This window comes from Arthrobacter silvisoli (assembly GCF_003369445.1).
GTDB lineage: Bacteria > Actinomycetota > Actinomycetes > Actinomycetales > Micrococcaceae > Arthrobacter > Arthrobacter silvisoli.
The window spans coordinates 83,325-106,629 of sequence record NZ_QRCU01000076.1; the positions used below are offsets into that span (position 1 = coordinate 83,325).

At 66.7% G+C, this 23,305-nt stretch carries 21 protein-coding genes; 10 read left to right on the forward strand and 11 right to left on the reverse strand.

The genetic code is table 11. The features are described from left to right. The first annotated feature begins 478 nt into the window (after positions 1-478). A complete protein-coding gene (locus DWV11_RS17320; RefSeq protein ID WP_115790164.1) occupies positions 479-1,843 on the forward strand; it encodes an acyltransferase family protein in 1,365 nt (454 codons plus the stop codon). Continuing rightward, positions 1,840-2,196 (forward strand): GNAT family N-acetyltransferase, encoded by a 357-nt coding sequence (locus tag DWV11_RS17325; RefSeq protein ID WP_115790165.1) that lies wholly within the window; start codon positions 1,840-1,842, stop codon positions 2,194-2,196. The genes DWV11_RS17320 and DWV11_RS17325 overlap by 4 nt, the downstream gene beginning before the upstream one ends. Positions 2,197-2,202: 6 nt before the next feature. Here DWV11_RS17325 and DWV11_RS17330 read toward each other — a convergent pair whose 3' ends face one another. Next, positions 2,203-2,553 (reverse strand): hypothetical protein, encoded by a 351-nt coding sequence (locus DWV11_RS17330; RefSeq protein WP_115790166.1) that lies wholly within the window; start codon positions 2,551-2,553, stop codon positions 2,203-2,205. Between the two features lie 575 nt (positions 2,554-3,128). Between DWV11_RS17330 and DWV11_RS17335 the strand changes: the two genes are divergently transcribed. The 5 genes from DWV11_RS17335 (at position 3,129) to DWV11_RS17355 (ending at position 8,888) form a co-directional block, all read left to right on the forward strand. After that, positions 3,129-4,649, forward strand: a complete 1,521-nt coding sequence (locus tag DWV11_RS17335) for a pyridoxal phosphate-dependent decarboxylase family protein (RefSeq protein WP_210725786.1) — start codon at positions 3,129-3,131, stop codon at positions 4,647-4,649. Beyond that, the gene (locus DWV11_RS17340) at positions 4,646-6,034 is read left to right on the forward strand and encodes a lysine N(6)-hydroxylase/L-ornithine N(5)-oxygenase family protein (RefSeq protein ID WP_115790167.1); all 1,389 of its coding nucleotides are present in this window, start codon (positions 4,646-4,648) and stop codon (positions 6,032-6,034) included. The genes DWV11_RS17335 and DWV11_RS17340 overlap by 4 nt, the downstream gene beginning before the upstream one ends. Then, positions 6,031-6,642 carry a GNAT family N-acetyltransferase gene (locus DWV11_RS17345; RefSeq protein WP_115790168.1) on the forward strand — a complete coding sequence of 204 codons (612 nt, stop codon included), beginning with the start codon at positions 6,031-6,033 and terminating at the stop codon, positions 6,640-6,642. Before DWV11_RS17340 ends, DWV11_RS17345 begins: the two co-directional genes overlap by 4 nt. After that, positions 6,639-8,501, forward strand: coding sequence for an IucA/IucC family protein (locus DWV11_RS17350; protein ID WP_115790169.1), 1,863 nt, complete (start codon positions 6,639-6,641; stop codon positions 8,499-8,501). The genes DWV11_RS17345 and DWV11_RS17350 overlap by 4 nt, the downstream gene beginning before the upstream one ends. Before the next feature lie 111 nt (positions 8,502-8,612). Beyond that, complete coding sequence (locus DWV11_RS17355) at positions 8,613-8,888, forward strand: hypothetical protein (RefSeq protein ID WP_115790170.1); 276 nt, start codon at positions 8,613-8,615, stop codon at positions 8,886-8,888. Positions 8,889-8,895: 7 nt separating this feature from the next. Here the strand turns inward: DWV11_RS17355 and DWV11_RS17360 are convergent, their stop codons facing one another. After that, positions 8,896-9,405 carry a tetratricopeptide repeat protein gene (locus DWV11_RS17360; RefSeq protein ID WP_115790171.1) on the reverse strand — a complete coding sequence of 170 codons (510 nt, stop codon included), beginning with the start codon at positions 9,403-9,405 and terminating at the stop codon, positions 8,896-8,898. A gap of 216 nt (positions 9,406-9,621) precedes the next feature. Here DWV11_RS17360 and DWV11_RS17365 point away from each other — a divergent pair, with 216 nt between their 5' ends. Further along, entirely contained in the window at positions 9,622-10,935 is a 1,314-nt protein-coding gene (locus DWV11_RS17365) for a flavin-containing monooxygenase (RefSeq protein WP_115790172.1), read from the forward strand. Positions 10,936-11,085: 150 nt separating this feature from the next. Here DWV11_RS17365 and DWV11_RS17370 read toward each other — a convergent pair whose 3' ends face one another. Together DWV11_RS17370 and DWV11_RS17375 are read right to left on the reverse strand one after the other, a co-directional pair. Then, the gene (locus tag DWV11_RS17370; protein WP_115790173.1) at positions 11,086-12,525 is read right to left on the reverse strand and encodes an SLC13 family permease; all 1,440 of its coding nucleotides are present in this window, start codon (positions 12,523-12,525) and stop codon (positions 11,086-11,088) included. Positions 12,526-12,571: 46 nt separating this feature from the next. Then, the gene (locus DWV11_RS17375) at positions 12,572-13,690 is read right to left on the reverse strand and encodes a PrpF domain-containing protein (protein WP_115790174.1); all 1,119 of its coding nucleotides are present in this window, start codon (positions 13,688-13,690) and stop codon (positions 12,572-12,574) included. Between the two features lie 238 nt (positions 13,691-13,928). On the opposite strand from DWV11_RS17375, the gene DWV11_RS17380 reads away from it, so the two are divergent. Next, positions 13,929-14,867, forward strand: a complete 939-nt coding sequence (locus tag DWV11_RS17380) for a LysR family transcriptional regulator (protein WP_115790175.1) — start codon at positions 13,929-13,931, stop codon at positions 14,865-14,867. Between the two features lie 21 nt (positions 14,868-14,888). Here DWV11_RS17380 and DWV11_RS17385 read toward each other — a convergent pair whose 3' ends face one another. From DWV11_RS17385 to DWV11_RS17400, 4 genes are all read right to left on the reverse strand, one after another. Beyond that, entirely contained in the window at positions 14,889-16,307 is a 1,419-nt protein-coding gene (locus tag DWV11_RS17385; RefSeq protein WP_115790176.1) for an aspartate ammonia-lyase, read from the reverse strand. A 71-nt stretch (positions 16,308-16,378) separates the two neighbouring features. Then, positions 16,379-17,530 carry a M20 family metallopeptidase gene (locus DWV11_RS17390; RefSeq protein WP_115790177.1) on the reverse strand — a complete coding sequence of 384 codons (1,152 nt, stop codon included), beginning with the start codon at positions 17,528-17,530 and terminating at the stop codon, positions 16,379-16,381. Continuing rightward, on the reverse strand, positions 17,520-18,191 hold the full coding sequence (locus tag DWV11_RS17395) for a DUF1028 domain-containing protein (RefSeq protein WP_115790178.1): 672 nt from the start codon (positions 18,189-18,191) through the stop codon (positions 17,520-17,522). The genes DWV11_RS17390 and DWV11_RS17395 overlap by 11 nt, the downstream gene beginning before the upstream one ends. After that, positions 18,188-18,634 carry a RidA family protein gene (locus DWV11_RS17400; RefSeq protein ID WP_115790179.1) on the reverse strand — a complete coding sequence of 149 codons (447 nt, stop codon included), beginning with the start codon at positions 18,632-18,634 and terminating at the stop codon, positions 18,188-18,190. Before DWV11_RS17400 ends, DWV11_RS17395 begins: the two co-directional genes overlap by 4 nt. 131 nt (positions 18,635-18,765) lie before the next feature. On the opposite strand from DWV11_RS17400, the gene DWV11_RS17405 reads away from it, so the two are divergent. Further along, the gene (locus tag DWV11_RS17405) at positions 18,766-19,680 is read left to right on the forward strand and encodes a LysR substrate-binding domain-containing protein (RefSeq protein ID WP_115790180.1); all 915 of its coding nucleotides are present in this window, start codon (positions 18,766-18,768) and stop codon (positions 19,678-19,680) included. Positions 19,681-19,693: 13 nt separating this feature from the next. Here DWV11_RS17405 and DWV11_RS17410 read toward each other — a convergent pair whose 3' ends face one another. From DWV11_RS17410 to DWV11_RS17420, 3 genes are all read right to left on the reverse strand, one after another. Beyond that, complete coding sequence (locus DWV11_RS17410) at positions 19,694-20,449, reverse strand: VOC family protein (protein WP_115790181.1); 756 nt, start codon at positions 20,447-20,449, stop codon at positions 19,694-19,696. 49 nt (positions 20,450-20,498) lie between these two features. Beyond that, complete coding sequence (locus DWV11_RS17415; protein WP_115790182.1) at positions 20,499-21,113, reverse strand: TetR/AcrR family transcriptional regulator; 615 nt, start codon at positions 21,111-21,113, stop codon at positions 20,499-20,501. 88 nt (positions 21,114-21,201) lie between these two features. After that, positions 21,202-23,190 carry a primary-amine oxidase gene (locus tag DWV11_RS17420; protein ID WP_115790183.1) on the reverse strand — a complete coding sequence of 663 codons (1,989 nt, stop codon included), beginning with the start codon at positions 23,188-23,190 and terminating at the stop codon, positions 21,202-21,204. Between the last annotated feature and the right edge of the window lie 115 nt (positions 23,191-23,305).

Consider the following 23,305-nt stretch of genomic DNA (forward strand, 5'->3'; position numbering starts at 1 on the left):
CGCCGCCCAGCGCACTCGATTTCGAAGAATTTGATGTCGCACAGTAGGGGTCCTGTTTCCGCCCGGGGAGTGAGCCGGCCCATTCCTGCTGTGTAGGCCCAGACCCGAAAGCGACGATCGGGGTGATTTATCAGCGGCTCGTTCACGGAGCGAGCCTCCTACACGACCGTGATGCCCGGCCAGATACCATGAGGCCTCCACCACGTCCTAGGAAACACGCGAACCGGTCATCAGAACTGACTGTGGCGGTCAGACTAACCGACCTCGAAGGAACAAGGAAGGGATTGCGTCGGCGCCGACTCTTCGGGGCGCCGCGTCAGCGGTCCATGCCGGCCATTTCCTAGGCCGTCTCCGCAGCGGGCAGAAACGGAGTCCCGATTCGCCGCGCCGGCGCCCCCAGCCTTCCAAGCCCCCTGCCCTAATCCGCCAACTCGGCGGACAATGGAGCCAGCAGGGAACATCAGCCGCAGGGGGCGCGATGGGATTCTTGGGCCATGACAAGGCAGTTGCCGGGCAGGCCGCCACCGGAGTGCGGCGCGACCCGGTCATCGATATCGCCCGTTTCTTTTGCCTCACCCTGGTGGTCCTGTCGCATTGCATGATGGTCAGCCCGGTGCTGCAGGCCGACGGCACCGTGACCACGGAAAACACCCTCATGGAGCAGCGCTGGTTCGAGCCAGTGCTCTGGGCCCTGCAGGTCATGCCGCTGTTCTTCGTGCTGGGCGGGATCACCGGTCTGGAATCCTGGCGGCGGCTCCGGGATCGCGGCGGAACCGGCGTCGACTACGCCCAGCTGCGCCTCTTGCGACTCATCCGGCCCGCCACCGCATTGCTTGCCACCATGTTCGTGGGCCTGTTCGCCGCGCAACTCCTTGGGGTCCACCCGCAGGTCGTCCAGCTCATGGCCACGGGAGCCGGAATGCCCCTGTGGTTCCTCGCTGCCTACCTTGCCGCGCAACTGAGCGTCCCACTGCTGGCCAGGCTGCACGGGCGTGCGCCGTGGCTGACGCTCTCGGCCCTGGTGGCCGCGGTGATCGCCGTCGACTGCCTGCGCGGTGCCTTCCCCCTCGTGGCGTCCCTCAACATGGTGTTCGTCTGGTGCGCGGTGCAGCAGTTCGGCTTCTTCATCGCCGACGGTTTCCTCGCCGGGCGCAGCAGCGGATGGCTGGTGGGCCTGATCGCGGGCAGCAACCTTCTCCTCGGGCTGATCACCGGTGCCGGGGTGTACTCGGGAAACATGATCGTGAACCTGAACCCGCCGAACCTGTGCATGCTGCTGCTGGGCCTTTCGCAGGCGGCCACCCTGCAGCTGATCCGCCCGGCTGTCGCCTGGGTGGCCCGCGCCCGCTGGGTGCTCTGGGTGGTTTCCGTGGCCGGCCGCCGCTCCATGACCATCTACCTTTGGCACCTGCCGCTCCTCGTGGCGATGTCCGGCCTGCTGCTGCTCACCTCCTTCCCCAAGCCGGCAGCCGGCACCGCCGAATGGTGGTGGGCGCGCCCGCTGGTGCTGCTCGCCGTCGTCGTGCTGTTGCTGCCTGTCCTGCTGCTGTGCGGAAGGCTTGAGGAACGCCCGACGGCGGCCGTCCACGCGCGGGGCCGCGCGCCTGCCGCCGTGGTGACGGCCGGCGTCGTGGTCTTCATCCCCATACTGGACGCCGCGCTGAACGGGCTCACCCTCGCCTTGCTGGGCGGCGGGGCAGCCTGCTTCATGCTCGCGGTGCTACTGCTGGGACGCGTGGTGGAGCCGTCGCAAGCCCCGCCCGCCGAGCCTTCCACGAGGGCAGGCCAAGCCCGCCGGTTGCCATTGCCAGAGGCCGGATTACGTGCCAATGTCGAGTCATGACCGAGTTCACGGATTCCTTGGCAGAGTCGTTCCACGGTGACGTCACCACCGTCCGGAACGACAGATTCCACCGTTACGAGCTCCTGGTGAACGGCGAACTTGCAGTGATCTCGCAGTTCATGGACCGGCCCGGCCATATCGATTTCATGCACACGGAAACCAAGGAAAAGTTCAAGGGCCGCGGCCTGGCGAAGGTCCTCGCCCGCTTCGCCCTGGACGACGTGGTGGCCTCCGGAAAGCGGATCATCCCGCATTGCCCCTACATTGCCGCCTTCCTCCGCCAGCACGAGGGCTACGAGCTCGACATCGACTGGCCGGCCGAGCCGCCCGTCGGAGAGCCCGGCAACGAGTAGGGGCAGTTAGTTCAAGCGGCGCTTCTGCCATTGCCACGCGTGCCAGAAGAGCAGCGCCACGGTGGTCAGCGATGAGATCAGCAGAATCTGCGGCACGGAGTTCATAAGGACGAAGAACACAGGCACCGTGCCGGACTCCGGTGCGGTGCCACCAAAGAACGTGGGCTTGAAACTCTCGGTGATGGCCCAGCTCACGAGCGAGATGATGGCCGCGTCGAGGACCCAGAGGGCCACGATGAACGGGTTCACACGTAATTTCCTGGTGTCCTCCGGCGCGTCCGCCGGGTCATGCGGAAGCGCGTTTCCGTGCTCGTCGATCTCCCGGATGCTTGTGCTCGGGTTGGGTCCGTCCTGCATCGTTTCCCCCTAAGATGCCGTGCCGCGCCCAGCCCCCGCTGGGCGCGTTTGCTGAGGACTCTACACCGCAGCCTTGTCGGGTTCTGCGGGATCATTCCGGAGCCGGCCTAATATGCCGGCGCATATCCGAGGCCGGAGGGCTTGTCCCTTCGAGCGATGCCGCGGACCCCGCTCTGCAACCCCGTGAGCACGCGCCGCGCCTACGTCCCGCAGCGGAAAGGCGGCAAGCTACAGCACTGCTGCCCGACGGATCCAGTCAACGTTTCCCACCCCGTCACACCCCGTGAATTAGGGCACAAAAGTTTGACGAAAAGGCAAGCCTAAGTAAGGCTTGCCTTGCCTAACAGCGCGTGGAGTGTTGCTGGGCATTTGTTTGATCCCAGTGGAAGGAGGCCGACGTGACGTCGCCCAGCATGGAAGTCCGGCGCGGTGAAACCGAGCGCAGCGAAACCGAGCGCGGTGAAACCGGGCCCGGTGAAACGGAGCCCAACGAAGGACGCAATGACATCGGAGCTGGTGAAACCGATCCCAGTACCGAAGGCGGGATCGCGCCGGAAGCGGACTTCGGGACCAGCGTGGAGCTTGCGCTCGCGGCAAGCAACCAGCTTTTCAACGCGCGGAACTCGCCCAGTTATGTCGCGCAGGTGCTGCAGGGCGTCAACGCCGTGGCCACCAAGGTCCAACGGACCACCCGGCCGTTCACCGGCGTCGGGCATGCGGGGCTTAAGGCAAAAGTGGACGCAGTGGAGCTCAGCCGGCCCCTCCGCGACACCGCCGCCGCCCTCGAGGAACTCGACGAGCTTTACCTCAAGGACGCCATCTACTTCCATGACTCCCGCTACGCCGCGCACCTGAACTGCCCCGTAGTGATCCCGGCACTGGTGGGCGAGGCCGTGCTCTCAGCCGTCAATTCCTCCATGGACACCTGGGACCAGAGCGCCGGCGCCACAATGATCGAGCGCCGCCTCATCGGGTGGACCGCCGAACGCATTGGCTTCGGCCCGGACGCGGACGGCGTGTTCACCTCCGGCGGCAGCCAGTCCAATTTCCAGGCGCTCCTGATGGCCCGCAACCACGCCGTCGCCAAGCTCCGCGCTGCCGGTGCCGCCGGCAGCGGCGCCCGCCTCCCGCAGCTGCTGGACCGGCTGCGCATCTTCACCTCGCGGGACAGCCATTTCAGCATCCAGAAGTCGGCTTCCATGCTGGGCCTCGGTTTCGACGCCGTCATCGCCGTCCCCACTGCTGCTGACCACCGCATGGACCCTGCCGCGCTGGCCGCCGCCCTTGCCGAAACGCACGACGCCGGCCTGGTGCCGATGGCGGTCGTGGCCACCGCCGGGACCACGGACTTCGGCGCTGTGGACCCGCTCGCGGAGCTCGCCGCCCTGGCCCGCGCCTATGATTCCTGGTTGCACGTCGACGCCGCGTACGGCGGAGGCCTGCTCGTCTCGAACCGTTACCGCCACCTGATCGACGGCACCCACCTGGCCGACTCCGTCACCGTGGACTATCACAAGACCTACTTCCAGCCCGTGAGCTCCAGCGCGGTCCTGGTGCGCAACGGCGCCATGTTGCGCCACGTCACCTACTACGCGGACTACCTCAACCCGGAGAGCGCCGCCAAGGCCCAGGTCCCCAACCAGGTGGACAAGAGCATCCAGACCACCCGCCGCTTCGATGCCCTCAAGCTGTGGCTGACCCTGCGCACCATGGGGGCCGAAGCCATCGGCGCCCTCTTCGACGAAGCCATCGACCTCGCCGGGCGCGTTGGTGCGCTGCTGGCCGAGGACCCCGACTTCGAGCTCGCCGCCGAGCCGCAACTGAGCACCCTCGTCTTCCGCTACCGGCCCGTTGTGGGCGGTTCCCGCCTGGTTGAGGCGGCAGCCGACCGCCTCAACCCCGCCATCCGCGCCGCCGTGTTCGCCTCCGGCGAGGCGGTGGTGGCCGGCACCAAAGTGGACGGCCACCACTACCTGAAGTTCACCCTGCTCAACGCCGAGGCGAGCCGGAACGACATCCGCGAAATCATCGAGCTGCTGCGCCGCACCGGCGCCGGCCTGCTCGCCGGCACCAACAGCAAGGAAAACGCAGCATGAGCACTACTTCCAAAGCCGCCGCGCCCAAAGAGACCCCGGAATCCGGCCGCATCCATGACCTCGCGGGGATCGGCCTCGGGCCCTTCAACCTGGGCCTGGCCGCGCTGAGCGAGCCCATCGACGGCCTGGATGCCGTCTTCCTGGAACGCCGAGAGTCTTTCGACTGGCACCCCGGCATGATGCTGGAACCGGCGCACCTGCAGGTCCCGTTCATGGCGGACCTGGTTACTCTGGCCGACCCGACGTCCAAGTACTCCTTCCTGAACTTCCTCAAGCAGACCGGCCGGCTGTACCGCTTCTACATCCGGGAAAACTTCTACCCGCTGCGCGCCGAGTTCAACCAGTACTGCCAGTGGGTGGCGGGCCAACTGGACTCCGTGCGTTTTAGCACGGATGTGCTGGACGTGGCGTATGGCGACGGCGTGTACACCCTTTCCGTGCAGGGCCCGGACGGCGTGGAGGTGCTCAAGGCGCGGCGGCTGGTGCTTGGCACCGGCACCAGCCCCTACATCCCGGCGGCCTGTGCCGGGATAGTCTCCGGCGAGAATGCCGGCGGACTCGTCCTCCACAACGCCGACTACCTGTCGAGGAAGAGTGAACTGCAGGCCAAGCACAGCATCACCATCGTGGGCAGCGGGCAGAGCGCTGCGGAGCTCTACTACGAGCTGCTCGGCGAAATCGACGTCCACGGCTACCAGCTCAACTGGGTGACCCGCTCGGGGCGCTTCTTCCCGCTGGAGTACACCAAGCTGACCCTGGAAATGACCTCCCCGGAGTACGTGGACTACTTCCATTCCCTCCCGGCGGAGCAACGCGATTCACTGATTGACAGCCAGAAGAACCTGTACAAGGGCATCAACTCGGAGTTGATCGACGACATCTACGATCTGCTCTACACCAAGAGCCTCTCCGGCATCGTGGACACGCAGCTCTTCACGCACTCCTCGCTCAACGCCGCCGCCTGGGACGCCGCCAAAGGCACCCACACCCTGGAACTTCGCCATGAAGAGCACGGCCGCGACTTCACCCTGGAATCCGAAGCCGTCATCTTCGCCACCGGCTACAAGTACCAGGAGCCCGGCTTCCTGGCTGGGATAGCGGACCGCATCCGCCGCGACTGCCGCGGTCGCTTTGACGTCTCCCGCAACTACAGCACCGGCGTCGGACCCGGCGAAATCTTCGTCCAGAACGCGGAGTTGCACACCCATGGCTTCGTCACGCCGGACCTCGGCATGGCCGCCTACCGCAACTCCTGGATCCTGCGCGAAATCACCGGCCGCGAGGTCTACCCGATCGAGCGCAGCATCGCCTTCCAGCAGTTCGGCGCACCTGTTGCGGCCGACGCGCCCGTGGCCTCAGATGCAGCCGTGGCGGTGAAGGCATGAGCTTCACCTTCCGCCCTGTCGACCCGCTCACTGACGCACCCCTCCTCCACAGCTGGGTGAGCCGGCCGTACGCGCGCTTCTGGGGCATGGTGTCCTCCACAGTCCAGGACGTTGTGGAGGAGTACTCGCGAATTGCCGCGAGCGGTCACCACCAAGCGTTCCTGGGGCTCGACGGCGGCGTCCCCGCCTTCCTGATGGAGCGGTACCAGCCGGGCGAATCGCCACTGGCGGACGTCTACGAGGTGCAGCCCGGCGACATCGGCATGCACCTGCTCGTCGCCCCGCCGTTTGGCGAGCCGCAGCCCGGGTTCACCACCACCGTCATGCAGTCCGTGATGTCGCAGTTGTTCGAGGACCCACAGACGGAACGGGTGGTCGTGGAGCCGGATGCCAGGAACCACAAGATCCACGTGCTGAACGAGCGCGTGGGCTTCCGCCCCGAGCGGGTGGTGATTCTTCCCGCCCTGCCTGCACCGGAAGGGAGCCCTGCCGAAACCCACAAGGAAGCCCTCCTCAGCTTCTGCACGCGCACCGGTTTCCTCGCCACCCTGACCCCCGAACCAGCCGCAACTGAACCCGCCTACGTCCCCGCAGGAGAGAACCGATGACCGCCATTCCCGAAGCAAGCACCCGATCCGCCGGCCCGGTGGAGCACCTGACACCCGAGCGCTGGGCGGCCGCCAACCGCCACCTGGTCCGCAAGGCCATCGCGGAGTTCTCCCACGAGCGCATCCTGGCGCCGGAACTGCTGGAGGACGCGGGCGCCGGCGTCGGGCTGTACCGCGTGGTGAGCGACGACGCGTCGGTGGAGTACCGTTTCCAGGCGAGGGTGCTTGAACTGGACCACTGGAGCATCCCCGCGGAATCGATCGTCCGGGCTGGGCCGGGGGAGAAGGGACCCACTGAACTCCCGCTCGATGCCCTGGACTTCATCGCCGAATTCCGCGACACCCTGGCGATCCGAGAGGAGCAGTTGTCGGTCTACCTCGAGGAAATCAGCAGCACCCTGGCCGGTCACGCCTACAAGCAGGGCAACCCGCTCCGCTCGGCCGCACTCGCGGCCGGCATTACCGGCGGGGCGGACGTCGCGGCCGATTTCCAGGCGATCGAACGCACCATGAGCGAAGGGCACCCGTGTTTCGTGGCCAACAACGGCCGCCTGGGCTTCGGGATCACCGACTACCACGCGTTCGCCCCGGAAAGCGGTGCGGACGTACAGCTGCAGTGGATCGCCGTGCACCGCAGCAAGGCAGTGTTCACCTCCAGCGCAGGCCTGGGCTACCGCGCCCACTTCGAGGCCGAGCTCGGCGCGGACGCGCTGGCCTGCTTCGACGCGGAGCTCTCCGCGCGGGGCCTGGACCCGCAGGACTACCTGCTCATGCCGGTGCACCCCTGGCAGTGGGAGAACAAGCTCACCGTGACGTTCGCGGCGGAGATCGCCCAGCGGCATATCGTCCACCTGGGCACCGGCGAGGACACCTACCAGGCCCAGCAGTCGATCCGGACGTTTTTTAACACGTCCGCGCCAAATAAGTGCTACGTCAAGACGGCGATGTCCGTGCTGAACATGGGCTTCATGCGGGGGCTGTCCCCGCAGTACATGAAGGCCACCCCGGCCATCAACGACTGGCTGCACGGGCTGATTTCCCGGGACACCGAATTGCAGGAGCGCGGCCTGGCCATGATCCGTGAGTCCGCCGCGATCGGCTACAACAACCACTACTACGAGGCTGCCTCGGCCAAGGGCTCGCCGTACCGGAAGATGCTCTCGGCCCTGTGGAGGGAAAGTCCGCTTCCGCTGCTGGACGGCGGGCAAGGCACAGGGCAGCAATTGGCCACCATGGCGTCGCTGCTGCATGTGGACCCCGACGGCACTTCGATGGTCTCAGAGCTCATCAAGCGTTCCGGGCTGGAGCCCGCCGAGTGGCTCCGCCGCTACCTCGAGGCCTACCTGGTTCCGCTGATCCACTGCCTCTTCGAATACGAACTGGCCTTCATGCCCCACGGCGAAAACGTCATCCTGGTGCTGGAAAACGGTGTGCCGGTCCGGGCCATCATGAAGGACATCGCCGAGGAAATCGTGGTGATGGGGGAGCGGCTTGAGCTGCCGGAAGAAGTGTCCCGCATCAAGGCCGACATCCCGGCCGAGGAGATGGTGCTCGCCGTCTTCACCGACGTCTTCGACTGCATCTTCCGATTCCTGGCCGCAATCCTCGCGGAGGACGGAACGCTCGCCGAGGAGGAGTTCTGGAAGGTGACGGCCGGCGTCGTGCGTTCCTACCAGAAGCGGCACCCGGAACTGGCGGATCAGTTCGCCATGCACGATCTCTTCGCCCCGGACTTCGAGCTGTCCTGCCTCAACCGCCTGCAATTGCGCAACAACCAGCACATGCTGGACCTCAGCGATCCCTCGGGCGGTCTCCAGATGGCCGGCCGGCTGAAGAACCCACTCGCCAGGTTCGCCTGAGCGGAGGGGTGGCGCCCCGGCCGGGCGCCACCCCTCGTAAATCGCCCTGAACTGTGCTGCACTGAAGTCATCAGGCCTTGGAACTTGCGGGCCGATGGCGAGGTGGTTGGCATGGCCGGGCGGAATGATGACCATTGGGTCCTGATCGGGCGCGATCAGCTGCGGGGGTCACTTGCGGGAACCTGCGCTTTCGTGGCGCTGCTCTGCTGGTGGATCGGGCTGACGGGCTATGTCAACGCCGGCGGATTCGCCAGCGGTGCGGGTGGGGTACTCGTGTTCCTCATGCCACCGGCATGGATCACGGCGCTGGCCGTCGTCTTGATGCGCGGCGTCATCCATCATCCTCCGAAGACGGTCCGCCACGCTCCGCGGCGCCCGGGAAAATGACCCGGCGCTACCCCTCGTCCGTGCCCTCCGGTTTCTCCAGCAGGGCGCGGGCGTAGTTTTTCATGGAGCGCTGGTACCGCGGAAGGTGGGGCGCCAGCGCAGTGAGGGCGAGCGAGAGGGCTTCGCGCTCCCGCCCGGTGTCGGCGAGGGCGAGGGCCAGCACGGCGTCCACGGCATCGGAAAGCTGGTCCCTGCCGCGGCCGCGTTCGTCCGTCAGCATCGTCACGCTGATGTCCGGGCGGCCCAGGTTCCGCAGTGAGCTCGCCAGTTGGATGACCGCCCGACGCCGGCGCTCGCCTTCCAGCCCCGTTTCCAGCGCCTTGCCGTACAGCGGAACGGCGCGCTCCGGATAGCCCGTGGAGTCGTAGGCCGAGGCGAGCTCGAAGTCGGCTTCGGCCGCGCCCTGGGGCAGTTCCGCGCAGAGCTTCTTCATCGCGGTATGGAAGTCGTCGCGCCCGCGCTCGTCCAACGAGGCCCACAGGGCTGCAACGCGTTGCTCCCACTCACCTTTCTGCATACGCACAAGAGTAGCGGGAGTAGCGGGAGTGGCGGATGGGATCTGGCGTACTTGTGCGACTCTTTCTGGAGGCCGGCAAGCCGCATCAAATATTTAGATCTTCTTGGCCTGATTTATTCGCTATGCAGATGCAGATGGGCGCGTGATGATGGGTAAACCGTCACACAGGGCGCGATCTTTGATGTCGTGCGCGTCAAGTTACATAGGAGTATTGACATGGCTAGCCAAGAGGTTGAAGTCCTCGTTGTCGGCGCAGGTCAGGCCGGGATCGCGATGAGCGAGCATTTGAGTGAGCGCGGAATCACGCACCTGGTCCTGGAACGGGACCGCATCGCCGAGCGGTGGCGCACGATGCGCTGGGATTCCCTGGTCGCGAACGGACCGGCCTGGCATGACCGCTTTCCCGGGCTGGAGTTCAGCGGCCTTGAGCCCGGTGACTTCGCCTCGAAGGAACAGGTGGCCGACTACTTCGAGGCCTACGCAGCGAAGATCGACGCGCCGGTGCGCTGCGGCGTCGAGGTGGTGTCGGTCCGCAGGAAGGCCGGGGCTCCCGGCTTCCACATCCAGACCAGCGACGGGGACCTCGACGCCCGCTATGTCGTGGCCGCAACCGGACCGTTCCAGAAAGCGGTGATCCCCGCCGTCGTACCCGAAAAGGCGGGGCTCGTGCAGATGCATTCCAGTTCGTACCGCAATCCGGACCAACTGCCCGACGGCGGCGTCCTGGTTGTGGGGGCTGGTTCCTCCGGCGTGCAGATCGCCGCGGAGATCCAACGTTCCGGCCGGCAGGTGTACCTTTCGGTGGGCCCGCACGACCGTCCCCCGCGCAGCTACCGCGGACGCGACTTCTGCTGGTGGCTCGGGGTGCTCGGAATGTGGGATGCCTCCACTCCGCCGCAGGGAGCCGAGCACGTCACCATCGCAGTGAGCGGGGCAGACGGCGGCCGCACCGTCGACTTCCGCGAACTCGCCGATGGCGGGATCAAGCTTGTTGGCCGGACTGAATCATTCGAGGACGGCACCGTGCGGTTCGCAGGGGACCTCCGCGTCAACATCGCCAACGGCGACGCCCACTACCTTGGGCTGCTCGATGAAGCCGACGCGTATGTCGAGCGGAACGGCCTCGATCTTCCCGAGGAGCCAGAGGCCCGCATGGTGCGGCCCGACCCGGACAGCCTCACCGATCCCATCCTCGAACTCGACCTGGCCGGAGCCGGCATCCGCTCCATCATCTGGGCCACCGGCTTCGTCCAGGATTACAGCTGGCTCCAAGTGGACGCGTTCGACGAAAAGGGCAAGCCGCGGCAGCAGCGCGGCGTTTCCTCCGAGCCCGGGGTCTACTTCCTCGGGCTGCCCTGGCAGTCCCGCCGCGGTTCGAGCTTCATCTGGGGCGTGTGGCACGACGCCAAGTACGTTGCCGAGCAGATTTCCATCCAGCGCAGCTACCTGGCCCATAACGAGCAGCATGCACTGGTGGGGAGTGCCCCGGCCGCGGTGCAGGCTGCGGTACCGGCCGGGGTGGCTGGCTAGGCGCGGACAGGGCAAAGGCAGGGCAGCTGAATGGCCGCCCTGCCTTTGGTGCGTACGGGGTGTTCCTGCGCCCGTCCTTCGGGTCTCCTGTTGCGCCGGAGGGCAGGTTCCCGTGCGCTGGCCGGACACTGGTCCGGCGGTCTGTGCCGGCTACATGATGCCGGTCGGCACGAGCAGGCCCCAGGCCAGCGCGGGGGCGATGAGGACAACGCCGCCTGCGTACGCCATGAGCTGGCGGTAGACCCGCTGCCGGTCAGCGTCGCGTGCATTGGCCACCACGAGCGCTCCGTCCGTCGAGAACGGCGAAACGTCCACCACGGTGGCGGCGACGGACAAGGCGGCGACAGTCCCCGAGGCGCTCAGCGAACTGGTCGCCAGCAGCGGACCGGCCAGGGGTATGAACGCGGTCAGCAGGGCGGTGGATGACGCGAAGGCGGACCCGACCCCGATGACGTAGCAGAGGACGAGGGCGATCAGGAGCGGGGCGCCCAGTGCGAGTGCCTGCTCGGCGAGGGTGTCGATGACGCCGACGTGCTGGAGCAGGGAGACGTAGGTGATCATGCCTGCCACAAGCAGCACCGTGGACCAGGAGATGCCGCCGATGAAGGTCTTGTGTTCCTTGATGTTGACGAAGGCCAGGATCAGGCCCGCGGACAGCGCAACGAAGCCGATGGGCATGTGGAAACCGAGCGTGCACACCAGGATCGCGAAGATCAACGCCAGAGTGAGGATTTGCTGTCCGTTGGGACGTCCGATGCGTGGTGTGTCCAGGCCGCCGTATTCGTTGGCGTGCTTGTCGCGCAGCTTGCCCACGAGGGCGAACACCACGATGGTCAGCGCCGACAAGATGAAATTGAGGGCGAAGCTGGCCAGGAACAGTGCGCCCTGGTCGATGGGGAATCCATTCTTGTGGGCGATGTCGTGGACCAGCACGCCGGCCACGGAGAGCGGCGAGAAGCCGCCGGCGTGGGCGCCGTTGATAACGAACGCCCCCATGAGGACGGGGTGGATGCGCGACTCGTAGGCAAGTCCGAGGGCTGCCGGCGCCAGCAGGGCCACGGCCGCCGGGCTGAAGGTGCCAAGTGCGGTCAGCGCCGCTGCCATGAGGAAGAACACCCATGGCAGCAGCATGGTCTTTCCCCTGACCAGCCGCACGCAGCTTTGCACAATGATGTCGATCGAGCCGTTCCGCTGGGCCATGCTGAAGAAGTAGGTGACGCCGATGATCGTCAGGACGATACTCGCCGGGAACTCCTCGAGGATCTGCTTGTCGCTCATTCCGAGGACGAAGTAGCCCACGCCGAAAGAGGCAACAAGTCCCATGACGCCGATGTTCAAAGGCCACTTCGTGGCAACCACGAACATCACAACAAGGATGACGAGCGGGACGATCTGCGCGGCGGTCATGGTCGGCTCCGATTCCGAGGCAGCCGTTGGGTTGCCCAGGACACCACCGAACAGGAGGGCCAGCAAGCCCAGGACAGTGATGGCGGCTGCCGTCACCAGCAGGATACGACGGCGGCGCTTGGGCCGCCGGGAACGGTCGTCGAGGGTGTTGCTTGGTGCAGTCTTTTCTGCTGTCTTAGTCATGATGCTCTCTCTTCGTTGAGTAGCGTTGCTCAGTTGGTGGCCCGGCTCAGTTGGTAGCGCCGGCGAAGGTGACGTCGACTGTGCTGTCGATGGCCTCGGGAAGGTGGATTGTGGTGGAAGCGATGGTGCGGGCTGTTCGGTCCACGCCGACGAACTGGGATCCATCCCGTTCCTCACTCCAGGTCGCGATCACCCCGGCTGGCGTCCGCAAGCGCAGGGTGGGTTGAACTCTGCCGCCCGTGACGTCGTTCATGACGGTGCCCGGGGTCCGGGCGGCGAGCGTCAGCGCGATGCTTCCGGTGATGGCCAAGGCCGGGTGGGGCTTGCCCATGGAGAGCATCATGACGTTGGCGTCGCTTTCCTGGTCGGACTGCGCGGGGGGAGCAACTATCGCGACCTTGGGGACGGCGCGGGCCGCATCGCTGGTGGTTGCCGCGAGTCCCATGCGAACGGCTGCTTCACGTCGAATGCGCTCGAGCGTCTGCAGTTGGAGTTCGACGCCGCCGAACCAGCTGTCGTAGCGTTCCGGGTCAAGGCCCAGCTCCTCAGCGCTGAGGATCACCACAGGCGCACCGGCGTCCACCATGGAGACAGTCCAGCGGGTCCCGGCGGCGGTTATGGTGTCGGTGGCAGCCCCGCTCGGCAGGAGCCTGCCTGTGGTCTTGCCCGCGGGATCCTGGAACCCAAGCCCCACCTCGTAGCCCGGGAACGGCACACCAGGCATGTGCGCTTGGGGGACGAGCGGCAGTGCTCCCGAGGGGGTGGCCACACGTTGGATGATGACTTGGCCGGTATTCGTGTTGCGGGTGACGATCCGGGTGACATCGCCTTCAGGTGCCACCCACCCTTTTTCGATGGCGTAGAGGCCGACCACTGCTGAGCAGTTCCCGCAGTTGCTGCCCCAGTCCACCGTTGCCTCTTCGATACCCACCTGCGCGAAGGTGAACTCCACGTCGATATCCCCGCCCGGCGCCCGGTTGAGGATCATGGCCTTGCTGGTTGTTGACGTTGCCCCGCCAACGCCGTCGATCTGCCGGTGGTCGGGACTGCCAAAGAGCCGCGGGAGCAAGGCATCCGGGCTCGTTTGGGTCTCTTCCAGATGCGCCGATTCGAACACCCAGCACTTGCTGGTGCCACCGCGCATCCATTCCGCTTCGATCTTCATGATCTCTTCCTTGCTCTCCGAAGCCCCAGGCATTGAGGGGATGATTCGAGATTGAGCCAAATCACAAATGAAGACAATGTTTGATCTGTGGAAGGGGATGTAGCATTGCTTCATTCACTGTCTTGGAAGGGCAGGATGGAACGACGAAGCAGCGGATGGCTTGATGATCGTCGCCCGTGAAGGCGCGATTCATCGGAGGAATGCATAGAATTAACCATTCCTACTGAAAGGTAAAGATTTGCTAAACGAAGAATATGCAAGTCTTTTCGACATCCGGCGCCTGGCGCTGCTGGTTGAGGTCGTGGAGCAAGGGTCCATCACGGCTGCTGCCGATTTGATGTTGTACACACCCTCTGCGGTTTCCCAACAACTCAGGAAGCTTGAGCAGGAGGTCGGGCAACCGCTGCTGAACCGGCGCTCCCGCGGCGTCGTGCCCACGGAGGCAGGTCAGGTGCTGGCCGGCCACGCACGCAAGATCGTCGGGCAAATGAAGGCTGCCCAGGCCGACCTTGAGCAAATCGCGGGACTGAAGCGCGGCTCGCTGGCCGTGGGTACCTTTCCGACCCTTGCCGGTTCGTTCCTCCCTTTGGTGATCAGGGCTTTCAAGAAGCGGTACCCGGCCATTGGCCTGTCCTTGCGGAGTGCGCGCTTCGATGAACTCGTCAATGATCTCCAGTCCGGACTCACCGGCCTGTGCTTGCTGTGGGACTATCCGTGGAATCGCTTCCACGATGACACCATCCGCGTGACGGAGGTTTTTCACGAAAGCACAGTGCTCCTCGTATCCCGCAACCACCCCCTCGCGGACCGGGAGGAGATCCGGATGGAGGAACTCCGCAAGGAATCATGGATCGTCCGCGCCGAAGCCCACCCCGTGGTGGAAGTCCTGCAACGCTCCGCCCATGCGGCGGGCTTTGAACCGACCATCGGCTTCCTGGCCAACGACTACCAGGAGGCCCAAGCCATGGTCAGTGTCGGCATGGGCGTAGCCATGGTGCCCAAGACTGCTGTTGCCCTCCAGCACCCCGATGTGCGCGTCATCAGCCTTGGCCCCGATGCACCCCTGCGGCGGGTGTTGCTTGCCCAACGCCAGGATAAGGTCTACGCCCCGGCGGAGGTTGCCTTCCAGTCCACCTTGTTGGAGATCGCCCGGGAACGCGCCGAAGACTATTTGTAGAAGGCAAGGGACGCAGTCCCGCTACTCCAACCCCGCCAGCGACCTCGCCGACAGGGCGTCCTCGGTTTTCCGCGCATCCAGCAGGCCGCGCTCGATCACGAGCTCCGCGATGCTCCGCTCCGTAGCGAGGGCCTCTTTGGCCAGTTCCGCCGCGGCGCCGTAGCCAAGCAGGGGCGCCAGGCCCGTGACCACGCTGACCGAGGAGAGCATGCGCTGTTCCAGGATCCGGGTGTTCGCCCTGATGCCGTCAATGCAACGGGTGCGGAGTTGCCTGCACGCGACAGTGAGCCAGGCGATCGATTCCAGCAGCGCATCCACCATGACGGGTTCGAAGGCGTTGAGCTGCAGCTGGCCGGCCTCGACAGCCATGGTCACGGTGGCGTCGGCACCGACCACACGGAAGGCCACCTGGTTGACCATCTCGGGGATCACCGGGTTCACCTTGCCGGGCATGATGGACGATCCCGCCTGCACCGCGGGCAGGAAGATCTCCGCGAAGCCGGCCTGCGGTCCGGACGAAAGCAGCCGGAGGTCGTTGCAGATCTTGGAGAGCTTCACGGCCGCCCGCTTCAAGACGCCGGAGACGAGCATGAAGACGCCGGTATCGCCGGTGGCCTCGACCAGGTCGGCCGAGGACACCAACCGGAGGCCCGGGAGTGAGTTGAGTTCGGCGATGACGGCGTCCCGGTAGCCCGGCGGGGCCGTGATGCCGGTGCCGATGGCCGTGGCACCGAGGTTTGATTCGCGCAGGTGGGGGAGCAGTTCCTCAAGCCGGTTCCCGTCTTCACGCAAGGTTTGTGCGAACGCGCCGAACTCCTGGCCAAGCGACATCGGCACAGCGTCCTGCAGCTGGGTGCGCCCCACCTTGAGGATTCCGGAGAACTCCGTGGCCTTCGCCGCGAAGGCCTCGATCAGCCGGGCGTGTTCGGCGCAGAGACCGCTGATTTCCCGTTGCAGGGCGATCTTGATGGCCGTCGGGTAGACGTCGTTGGTGGACTGGCTGCGGTTCACGTCGTCAATCGGATGCAGCGCGGCGTAGTCGCCCTTGGCACGGCCCATCAGTTCCAGCGCCCGGTTGGCGATGACCTCGTTGGCGTTCATGTTGGTGCTGGTTCCAGCGCCGCCCTGGATGGCGTCCACCACGAACTGGCCGTCCAGGATCCCGTCCATCACCTCCAAGGATGCCTGTTGGATGGCCGCGGACTTGCCTGGCTCGAGGAGGCCGAGGCCTTCATTGGCGCGTGCCGCCGCGTATTTCACCGCGCCCAGACCCCACACGAGGCACCGCATGGTGCCAACGGTCCGCCCGCTGACGGGGAAGTTTTCGACGGCCCGCAGGGTGCTGATGCCCCAATATGCACCCTCGGGGACCGTGCGGTCCCCGAGGCTGTCGCGCTCCAGACGGGTTCCGGGTTCCCGGGAAGAAGTTCGATCTGTCATGGTCCTGTCCTGGGAATGGCCGGGAAGCCCGGCGTGATGGGTGGGTCCGTCCACCCGGCGGGTCCGCCTGGCTAGCCCGCCAGGAAGTCCAACGCCGTCAGCGCAAGGGCGGCGGCGCCGTCGTGAATGGCTTGGTTGGCGGCGTCGCCGACGCAGTGGACGGCGAACTCGGGCTGGTGGTTGGCCGCGGGGAAGCAGCCCAGCCCGATGTATGGGTGGATGGCCGGGACCACCTGGGACACATTGCCCATGTCGGTGGATGCCCGGTTCATGGTGGCCTGTTCGGGTGGAGCATTGAAGTTCCTGCCCAAGGATTCGGCGTGCCGGATGTACAGCTCCAGTGCCCGCTGCTCCGTGCGGAATTCCGAGTAGGGCTCGGACTCCGGGGTGACCGAGAGTTCGCAGCCGGACGCCACGGCCCCGGCTTCGAAGCAGCGGTGCACCCGCTGCTCCAGTTCTCCCAGCTCGGCAAGGGATTCGGCACGGACGTACCAGCGGCCCTCGGTCTTTTCGGGGATGGCGTTGGGTGCCTCGCCGCCGCGGGTCTGGATGCCGTGGACGCGGGTCCCGGACGGCAGTTGCTGCCGGAGCAGGCCCAGGGCAACCTGGGCCACCACGAAGGCATCGTTGGCGTTGATGCCGTGCTCCGGATAGGCAGCGGCGTGGGCCGACTTGCCGCGGTATTCCACATGGTTGTGGGCTACGGCGTAGGGCCGGGCCTCGGCGGAATCCACCGGGCTGGGGTGGGCCATCATGGCCAGGTCCAGGCCACGGAAGGCGCCCTTCTTCAGCAGTTCGATCTTCCCGCCGCCGCCTTCCTCCGCCGGGGTGCCGTAAAGCTCCACGGTCAGGTCCCGCTCGGCGGCGAACCCGGCCAGGGCGACGGCGGCCCCGCAGGAAATCGCGGTGATGATGTTGTGGCCGCAGGCGTGTCCCAGGCCGGGAAGGGCGTCGTACTCGGCCATCAGCCCCACCCGCCGGGAGCCGTTCCCGACGACGGCACGCATCGCCGTCGGGAAGCCCAGGTAGCCTTCTTCGACGGCGAAGCCGTGGTTGGCCAGGTAGGCGGCCGTCCAGCCGGCGGCTTTGTGCTCCTGCCAGCCGAGTTCGGGGTTGGCGTGCAGCGTCTCCGAAAGCCCGATCAGCGCCGGGTGCTGCACCGCGACCGATTCGAGCACCCGCGTGCGGGTGCTCGTGTGGGCAGTCAACGCCTCAGCGCTCATCGCCCGGCACCCCGTAGCCCACGGAAGCCGCGGGGTCCAGGCCGCGCACCACGTAGTCGTTGCGCTGCGGAAGCCAGACCTCCAGCAGCCGGGCGAGCTCCCCGATCGGATCCTCGTGCCAGTCGACCCGCAGGTCCGTGTCCCGCCAACCGTGGCCGGAAACCACCGACATGCCGGCCGAGCGCACGGGCCCCGCCTCGCCGCCGGCCGCCTCGGCAGCCCGCAGGGCGGCCATCAGCCGCACTTCGAGCTCGCCGGAGGTGGCCTCGAACTCATCGCAGAGGGCTTGGACGACGCCGGGTCCGGCGAGCATGTTGCCCGCCGCCACGCTGTGGGCGCCCCGGCCCTCGCCGATCACGCCGAGCGAGTGCTCGCCGCTGAACACCGCGGAACCGCCGCGCGCGTCGAGGACCACCAACTGCCGGTAACCGGCCGCCGGGGATTCGTGGACGACGGCGTCCACCGCCTCTTGCGCGGAGTATCCCGCCTGCAGGCGGTCCAGCAGGGCCGTGCCGAGCCGCGGATCGGTGATGTTCTGCGAGCTGACCGCCCCGACGCCGTCGCGCAGGTGTGCGCAGCGGGCCGCGACTGCGGGGGAGGAGGAGGAAACCGCGAGGCCGAAGCGGCCGTTGCCGTCGGTGGCGGCGATGCTGAAGGTCACGCTGCGCCCTCCGTGGAAACGGCCTCCGCCGAGGTGGTGGACAGCACGGCGGTGGCGTCGATCTCCACGAGCCACTCGGGCCGGGCCAGCGCCGAGACGACGATACCGGTGGACACCGGGAACACGCCCTTCAGCCAGCGGCCCATGGTGCGGTACACGGGTTCGCGGTAGCGCGGATCGATGATGTAGACGGTCACCTTGACGATGTCCTCGAGGCTGCTGCCGGCTTCCTTGAGCAGCATGTCGATGTTGGCCATGGCCTTTTCCGCCTGGGCCTCGACGTCGCCGATGCCCACGGACTCCCGCGTTTCCAGGTCTTGTCCGATCTGGCCCCGGAGGTAGACCACGCCGTTGGCCACCACGGCCTGGCAAAGGTCGTTGTCGAGGTTCTGTTCCGGGTAGGTGTCCTTCGTGTTGAACGTGCGGATGCGCTGGTGCTTCACTTTGGCCGCTGCCTCTTCGTCTCGCTGGTGGATGCTTGTGAATCAGCTTCCCGCCCGCCCTCGGAATCTGTCCAACAGTCCTTTTAGAACGGTTGTATCGAAAAATTAGATGAAGCGGCTATGCTCGTGGAATGGATGTCACGCTCACCCAACTGCGGTACTTCGTCGAGGCTGCCGCCCAGCTGTCGATGACCGGGGCTTCGGTCCGGCTGAACGTCGCCCAGTCCGCCGTCTCGGCTGCGATCGCGCAGCTGGAACGCCACGTAGGCACTCAGTTCTTCATCCGGCAGCGGTCCAAGGGACTGGTCCTCACCCCCGCGGGCGAGCTGTTCCTGCGCGATGCGCAGTCCATCCTGGCCCACGTCGAGGAAAGCCTCGACCATGCCCGCGGCGAAACGCAAAGCGTTGCCGGGCGCGTCCGCCTGGCTTGCTTCAGCACCCTGGCGCCGTTCCTGCTCCCGGGCATCCTGAGCAAGCTGCGTGAAGACCACCCGGCCCTCGAAGTGGACGTCATCGAATCCGACACCTCGGGGTGCGTGGCCGCGCTGCTCAGCGGACAGGCCGACCTCGCCCTCTGCTATGACCTGGACCTCCCCGAGGCGATCGCCACCTCCGTGGTCGACACCGCCCGGCCCTACCTGGCGGTGCCGCCGGACCACAAGCTCGCCGGAGCAGGCAGCGTGAAGCTCTCGGCGCTGAAGAACGAGCCCTTCGTGCTCCTGGACCTGCCGCACAGCCGCGACCTCATGCTGTCCATCGCCAGACTGGGCGGCCGCGAGCCGGACATCAGGTTCCGCTCGGCGAGCTACGAAACGGTCCGCACCTTCGTGGCGCGGGGGCTGGGCTATTCGATCCTGCACCAGCGCCCGCAGCACGGCTTGACCTACGACGGCGGAAAACTGGCCACAGTGGAAATCCAGGACGACGTGCCGGAGCTGAAGACCGTGCTCGCCTACCTGCGGACGCAGCGCCCCACGGCGCGGGTGCGTGCGGTGGCGCAGGCGGTGCGGCACCAGATCGCCGCGGCGAAGGCGGCTCGCTCTTAGGTCCCCGGACTGCTCAGACGGACTCCGCCCTGTCCGGGGCGAGGATGCAGAACTCATTGCCCTCGACGTCGGCGAGGACCCGCCAGGACACGTCGTCACCCTGGCCGACATCGGCGTTGCTGGCTCCCAGGTTCCGCAGCCGCTCCACCTCGGCGTCCAGATCGTCGCCTGCGTAGGGCTTCACGTCGAGATGGACGCGGTTCCACACGGTCTCCGGGCCGTCGGTACGGAGCAGCTCCAGGTACGGCCCCACGCCGCTGGCCGAACGCAGCCGCGCGTGATCGTCGTCCACCTCGTGCAGCGTCCAGTCCGTGGCCTCGCTCCAGAACCGGGCCATGGCCCGCGGGTCGGAACAGTTCACCACCACCGTGGCGATCGGCCCGGTGTCCCGGTAGATCTCCCGGGGCTCCAGGACGCAGAACACATTGCCTTCGGGATCGGCGAGGACCGTCCACGGGACGTCGCCCTGGCCGATGTCGGCGTGCGTGGCGCCGAGTTCCAGGAGGCGCGCCACCAACTCGTCCTTGTGGGCCGCGGAGGTGGTGGCGAGATCGAGGTGGGCGCGGTACTTCACCGTTTCGGGATCCGGCACGGCCACCACATCGATGCAGACGGCGGTGGGGTCCGGCCAGTTGAAGCCCAGGGGTTCAACGTTGGTCACCCCGGGTCCTTCGCTGGAAACACCCCAGCCAAGCGCGTCGGCCCAGAAGCGGCCAAGAGCCTCGTCATCCCGGGCCTTGAAATTCACCTGAACAAGTCGCAGAGCCATAGTGCCCGAGCCTACAACCCGCGCATTGGCCGGTACAGGAGGCGCGCGCCTAGTCTGACTCCCGCTCCGTCTGCAGGGAAAGCCGTGCCAGCGCACGCTCCATGAGGTGCCGCTGCCGGGAGCCCGTGACGGTGTCCGGGTCCAGCATCGAGGTCACGTGCAGGCCCATCATGATGTTCAGCAGCTCATCGGCAACCGCGTCCGGATCGGCCAAAGGCGCGCATTCGCCGTCGTGCTCGGCCTGCGCGAGGAAGTCCATCACCAGGCCGCGCCAGTGCAGCAGCGCCTCCCGGCCGACGGCGCGCAGGGCGTCCTCCGTCTGGGCCCGCTGCCAGAAAGACACGGCAACGCGTGCTTCGACGACCGTCAGCGGGTCCGCCGGGATGATCTCCAGGCACATGCTCCGCAAGGCGGCGAGGCCGCGGCGGCCGGCAGTGCCCGCGGCGATCCGCTCGTTGGTGCGTTCGCAGATCAGTTCATAGGACGCCAGGAGCAGCGCGTCCTTGTTGGGGAAATAGTGGGCCAGCACGCCGGGCGCGGCGTATCCGCATTCCCGGGCGATGTCGCGCATGCTGGCGTTTTCGATGCCCTGCCCGGCAATCAGCCGCCACGTGGTCTCGATGATCGAGCGGCGGCGTTCCTGGTGGTCGACCAAGCGGGGCATGCTGCTCCTTTCGGGACTCCGGAGCCCTACGATTCCGGGACGTGGACGGGCGACGGCGGCCGGGAGGTGCCCGGCCGTCGTCACCTTATCAGTGGCAGTGCTTCGGGGCGTCCGTTGTGGTGGCGCAGTGTCCAACGGACGACGGCGGCACGTTGAGCGTGGGGTTCGCGTCGAAGAAGCCGTGCGGCTTCAGTGTGAAGCCAGTGGTGTCCACTGGCATGATGGGCCAGTCCTCCGGGCGGGGGAAGTGGGTCAGGCCGAAGGAGTGCCACACCACCAGGTCCTGGCCGTCGATGTCGCGGTCCTGCGCCACGTAGGCCGGCAGGCCGGCGCCGCCCGGGTGCTGGTTGACGAAGTCGCCCGCTGCGTAGAGCTCGTCCCCGGCATGCCGGGTGACCCAGAGATGGTGCCGGGCAAACGCTGCACGGGAGGCGATCGAGGAATCATCGGCCATGGCCAGTGTGGGCTGCCCTTCGGGGTAGAGGGTGTAGCCCACGGGGTGCCCGAGCTGGTTCAGCGACTCCGGATTGCTGATGTGCCAGGTGCGGCCCTTGCTGCCGTCGGCGTCGCGCACGGCCTCGGATTCGCGGGCCAGCAGGGTCCGCTTCTGGGTGAAGGCGTTGCCGTGCGGGTTCCCGGGTCCCTTCGGGAGGCGCACGAGGTCAAGTTCCTCCACCCGGTTCGTGTCGCCGTCGAGCATCATGTCCAGGCGGGCGCTGAAAAGGTGCTGGTGGTACGGCGCGCCCAGGCCGGGGGCGATCTCCGAGGCGTAGGCGTACGCGTTGTCCGGCAGGGCCGCGGTGAACACGATGCCGGTGGCCTTGGCCTCGAATTCGATGGTGCCGTCCAGGTAGAGGTACCAGTAGAAGCCGTAGTCGTAGTTGCCCACCGTGGTGAAGAAGGACACCACCAGGCGGCGATTGCGGCGCACCTCGTTGGAGCCGGCCCATTCGTCCGTGTGCTTCCACAGGATGCCGGCGTCCTCTTCGTGGATGCAGATGCCGTTCTCGATGGTGCGCGGGTTGCCGAAGTCGTCGGCCACCACGGGGGACAGGTAGGTGATCTCGCCCAGGCAGTCGCAGCCGAGCTTGAGCTGGTTCGCGTCCCGGCCCACCAGGTATTCGCCAGAGTCGAAGTAGTTCTGCCAGCTCCGGTAGGGGGACGGGTCGCCGTACGGGACCACCATTTCGGAGATCGACGCGCGGTGCACCAGCGGGCGGCGGCGGCCGGCGTGCGTGTGGTGGAGCTGGTGCAGCACCAGGCCTTCCCGGGCGTCGAAGCCGACCCGAAGGTCCCAGCCCGCCCAGGAAAGGTGGTTGCCGTCCAAGGTGAAGCTCGGGCCCTCGGGTTGGGTGATCTCGATCGGCTTCAGGTCGGTGCGGAGTTCGCCGCGGATGGCAGGCTCGGTGTAGTTTCCGCTGACCTCCGGGACCGGCACGGGGCCGTCGTCGATCAGGCGGTCCACGCGGCGGTTCTCCACGTCGACGAACGCCACGAGGCCGTCGATCGGGTGCGCCCAGGCATGGTCTCCCGGGTGGTCCTGCCGGAAGCCCAGGCCGCGGAGCAGGCGTTTGCCCTCCTCGTTGTCGTACTCGAAGACGCCCGCCGAGAGCGGCGCGACGCGTACCTGTTCCGGGGTCAGGCCGCGGTCCGCCAGGGCGGCCTTCCATTGCGGGTCCGCGGCGAGGATGTCTTCGATGATGCCGAATTCTTCGATCAGCACGGGCAGTTGGCCGTCGACGGCGGGATCCAGCTCACGCTGTTCCAGGACTTCTCCGGCGGCCAGGGACAGCCGGACATCGAGTGAGCGGGACAATGCGGCGTCCCAGAGCATTGCCCGGACCGTGCGGTCCGGGGCGGCTGTGTCCGGGAACCGGGCGTCCACGTCTGCGTACAGGGCGGATTTCGGCGGCTCCACCAGGCCGAGGTACGCAAAGCGGGTGGTGTCGGCCACCAGGCCGGCGTCCGCCAGGATCCGGCGGGCCTCATGGATTTCCCGGGCCGAGAGCTGCTCCAACGGGTGCTGGGCCACAGCGGGCTGGGCCACCGCGAGCAGGGGGGTCGTCTGAAGGGTCATGGCACTTCCTGAAGTCTGGTTTTGATGGTACAACTGTTCAACCAACGCTTTGATGTTAGCCACCTCACAGCCCCGGCGTAAAGTCCCCCGACTGATCGGCGCCGGGCAGGCAGGA

Excerpts from the sequence above, each read along its gene's own strand:
- DWV11_RS17365 (WP_115790172.1), top strand. The coding sequence starts at position 9,622 with ATGGCTAGCCAAGAGGTTGAAGTCCTCGTTGTCGGCGCAGGTCAGGCC.
- DWV11_RS17410 (WP_115790181.1), bottom strand. The coding sequence starts at position 20,449 with ATGGCTCTGCGACTTGTTCAGGTGAATTTCAAGGCCCGGGATGACGAG.
- DWV11_RS17420 (WP_115790183.1), bottom strand. The coding sequence starts at position 23,190 with ATGACCCTTCAGACGACCCCCCTGCTCGCGGTGGCCCAGCCCGCTGTG.
- DWV11_RS17415 (WP_115790182.1), bottom strand. The coding sequence starts at position 21,113 with ATGCCCCGCTTGGTCGACCACCAGGAACGCCGCCGCTCGATCATCGAG.
- DWV11_RS17345 (WP_115790168.1), top strand. The coding sequence starts at position 6,031 with ATGAGCTTCACCTTCCGCCCTGTCGACCCGCTCACTGACGCACCCCTC.
- DWV11_RS17360 (WP_115790171.1), bottom strand. The coding sequence starts at position 9,405 with ATGCAGAAAGGTGAGTGGGAGCAACGCGTTGCAGCCCTGTGGGCCTCG.
- DWV11_RS17350 (WP_115790169.1), top strand. The coding sequence starts at position 6,639 with ATGACCGCCATTCCCGAAGCAAGCACCCGATCCGCCGGCCCGGTGGAG.
- DWV11_RS17355 (WP_115790170.1), top strand. The coding sequence starts at position 8,613 with ATGGCCGGGCGGAATGATGACCATTGGGTCCTGATCGGGCGCGATCAG.
- DWV11_RS17385 (WP_115790176.1), bottom strand. The coding sequence starts at position 16,307 with ATGACAGATCGAACTTCTTCCCGGGAACCCGGAACCCGTCTGGAGCGC.
- DWV11_RS17330 (WP_115790166.1), bottom strand. The coding sequence starts at position 2,553 with ATGCAGGACGGACCCAACCCGAGCACAAGCATCCGGGAGATCGACGAG.
- DWV11_RS17375 (WP_115790174.1), bottom strand. The coding sequence starts at position 13,690 with ATGAAGATCGAAGCGGAATGGATGCGCGGTGGCACCAGCAAGTGCTGG.
- DWV11_RS17325 (WP_115790165.1), top strand. The coding sequence starts at position 1,840 with ATGACCGAGTTCACGGATTCCTTGGCAGAGTCGTTCCACGGTGACGTC.
- DWV11_RS17405 (WP_115790180.1), top strand. The coding sequence starts at position 18,766 with ATGGATGTCACGCTCACCCAACTGCGGTACTTCGTCGAGGCTGCCGCC.
- DWV11_RS17340 (WP_115790167.1), top strand. The coding sequence starts at position 4,646 with ATGAGCACTACTTCCAAAGCCGCCGCGCCCAAAGAGACCCCGGAATCC.
- DWV11_RS17370 (WP_115790173.1), bottom strand. The coding sequence starts at position 12,525 with ATGACTAAGACAGCAGAAAAGACTGCACCAAGCAACACCCTCGACGAC.
- DWV11_RS17320 (WP_115790164.1), top strand. The coding sequence starts at position 479 with ATGGGATTCTTGGGCCATGACAAGGCAGTTGCCGGGCAGGCCGCCACC.
- DWV11_RS17390 (WP_115790177.1), bottom strand. The coding sequence starts at position 17,530 with ATGAGCGCTGAGGCGTTGACTGCCCACACGAGCACCCGCACGCGGGTG.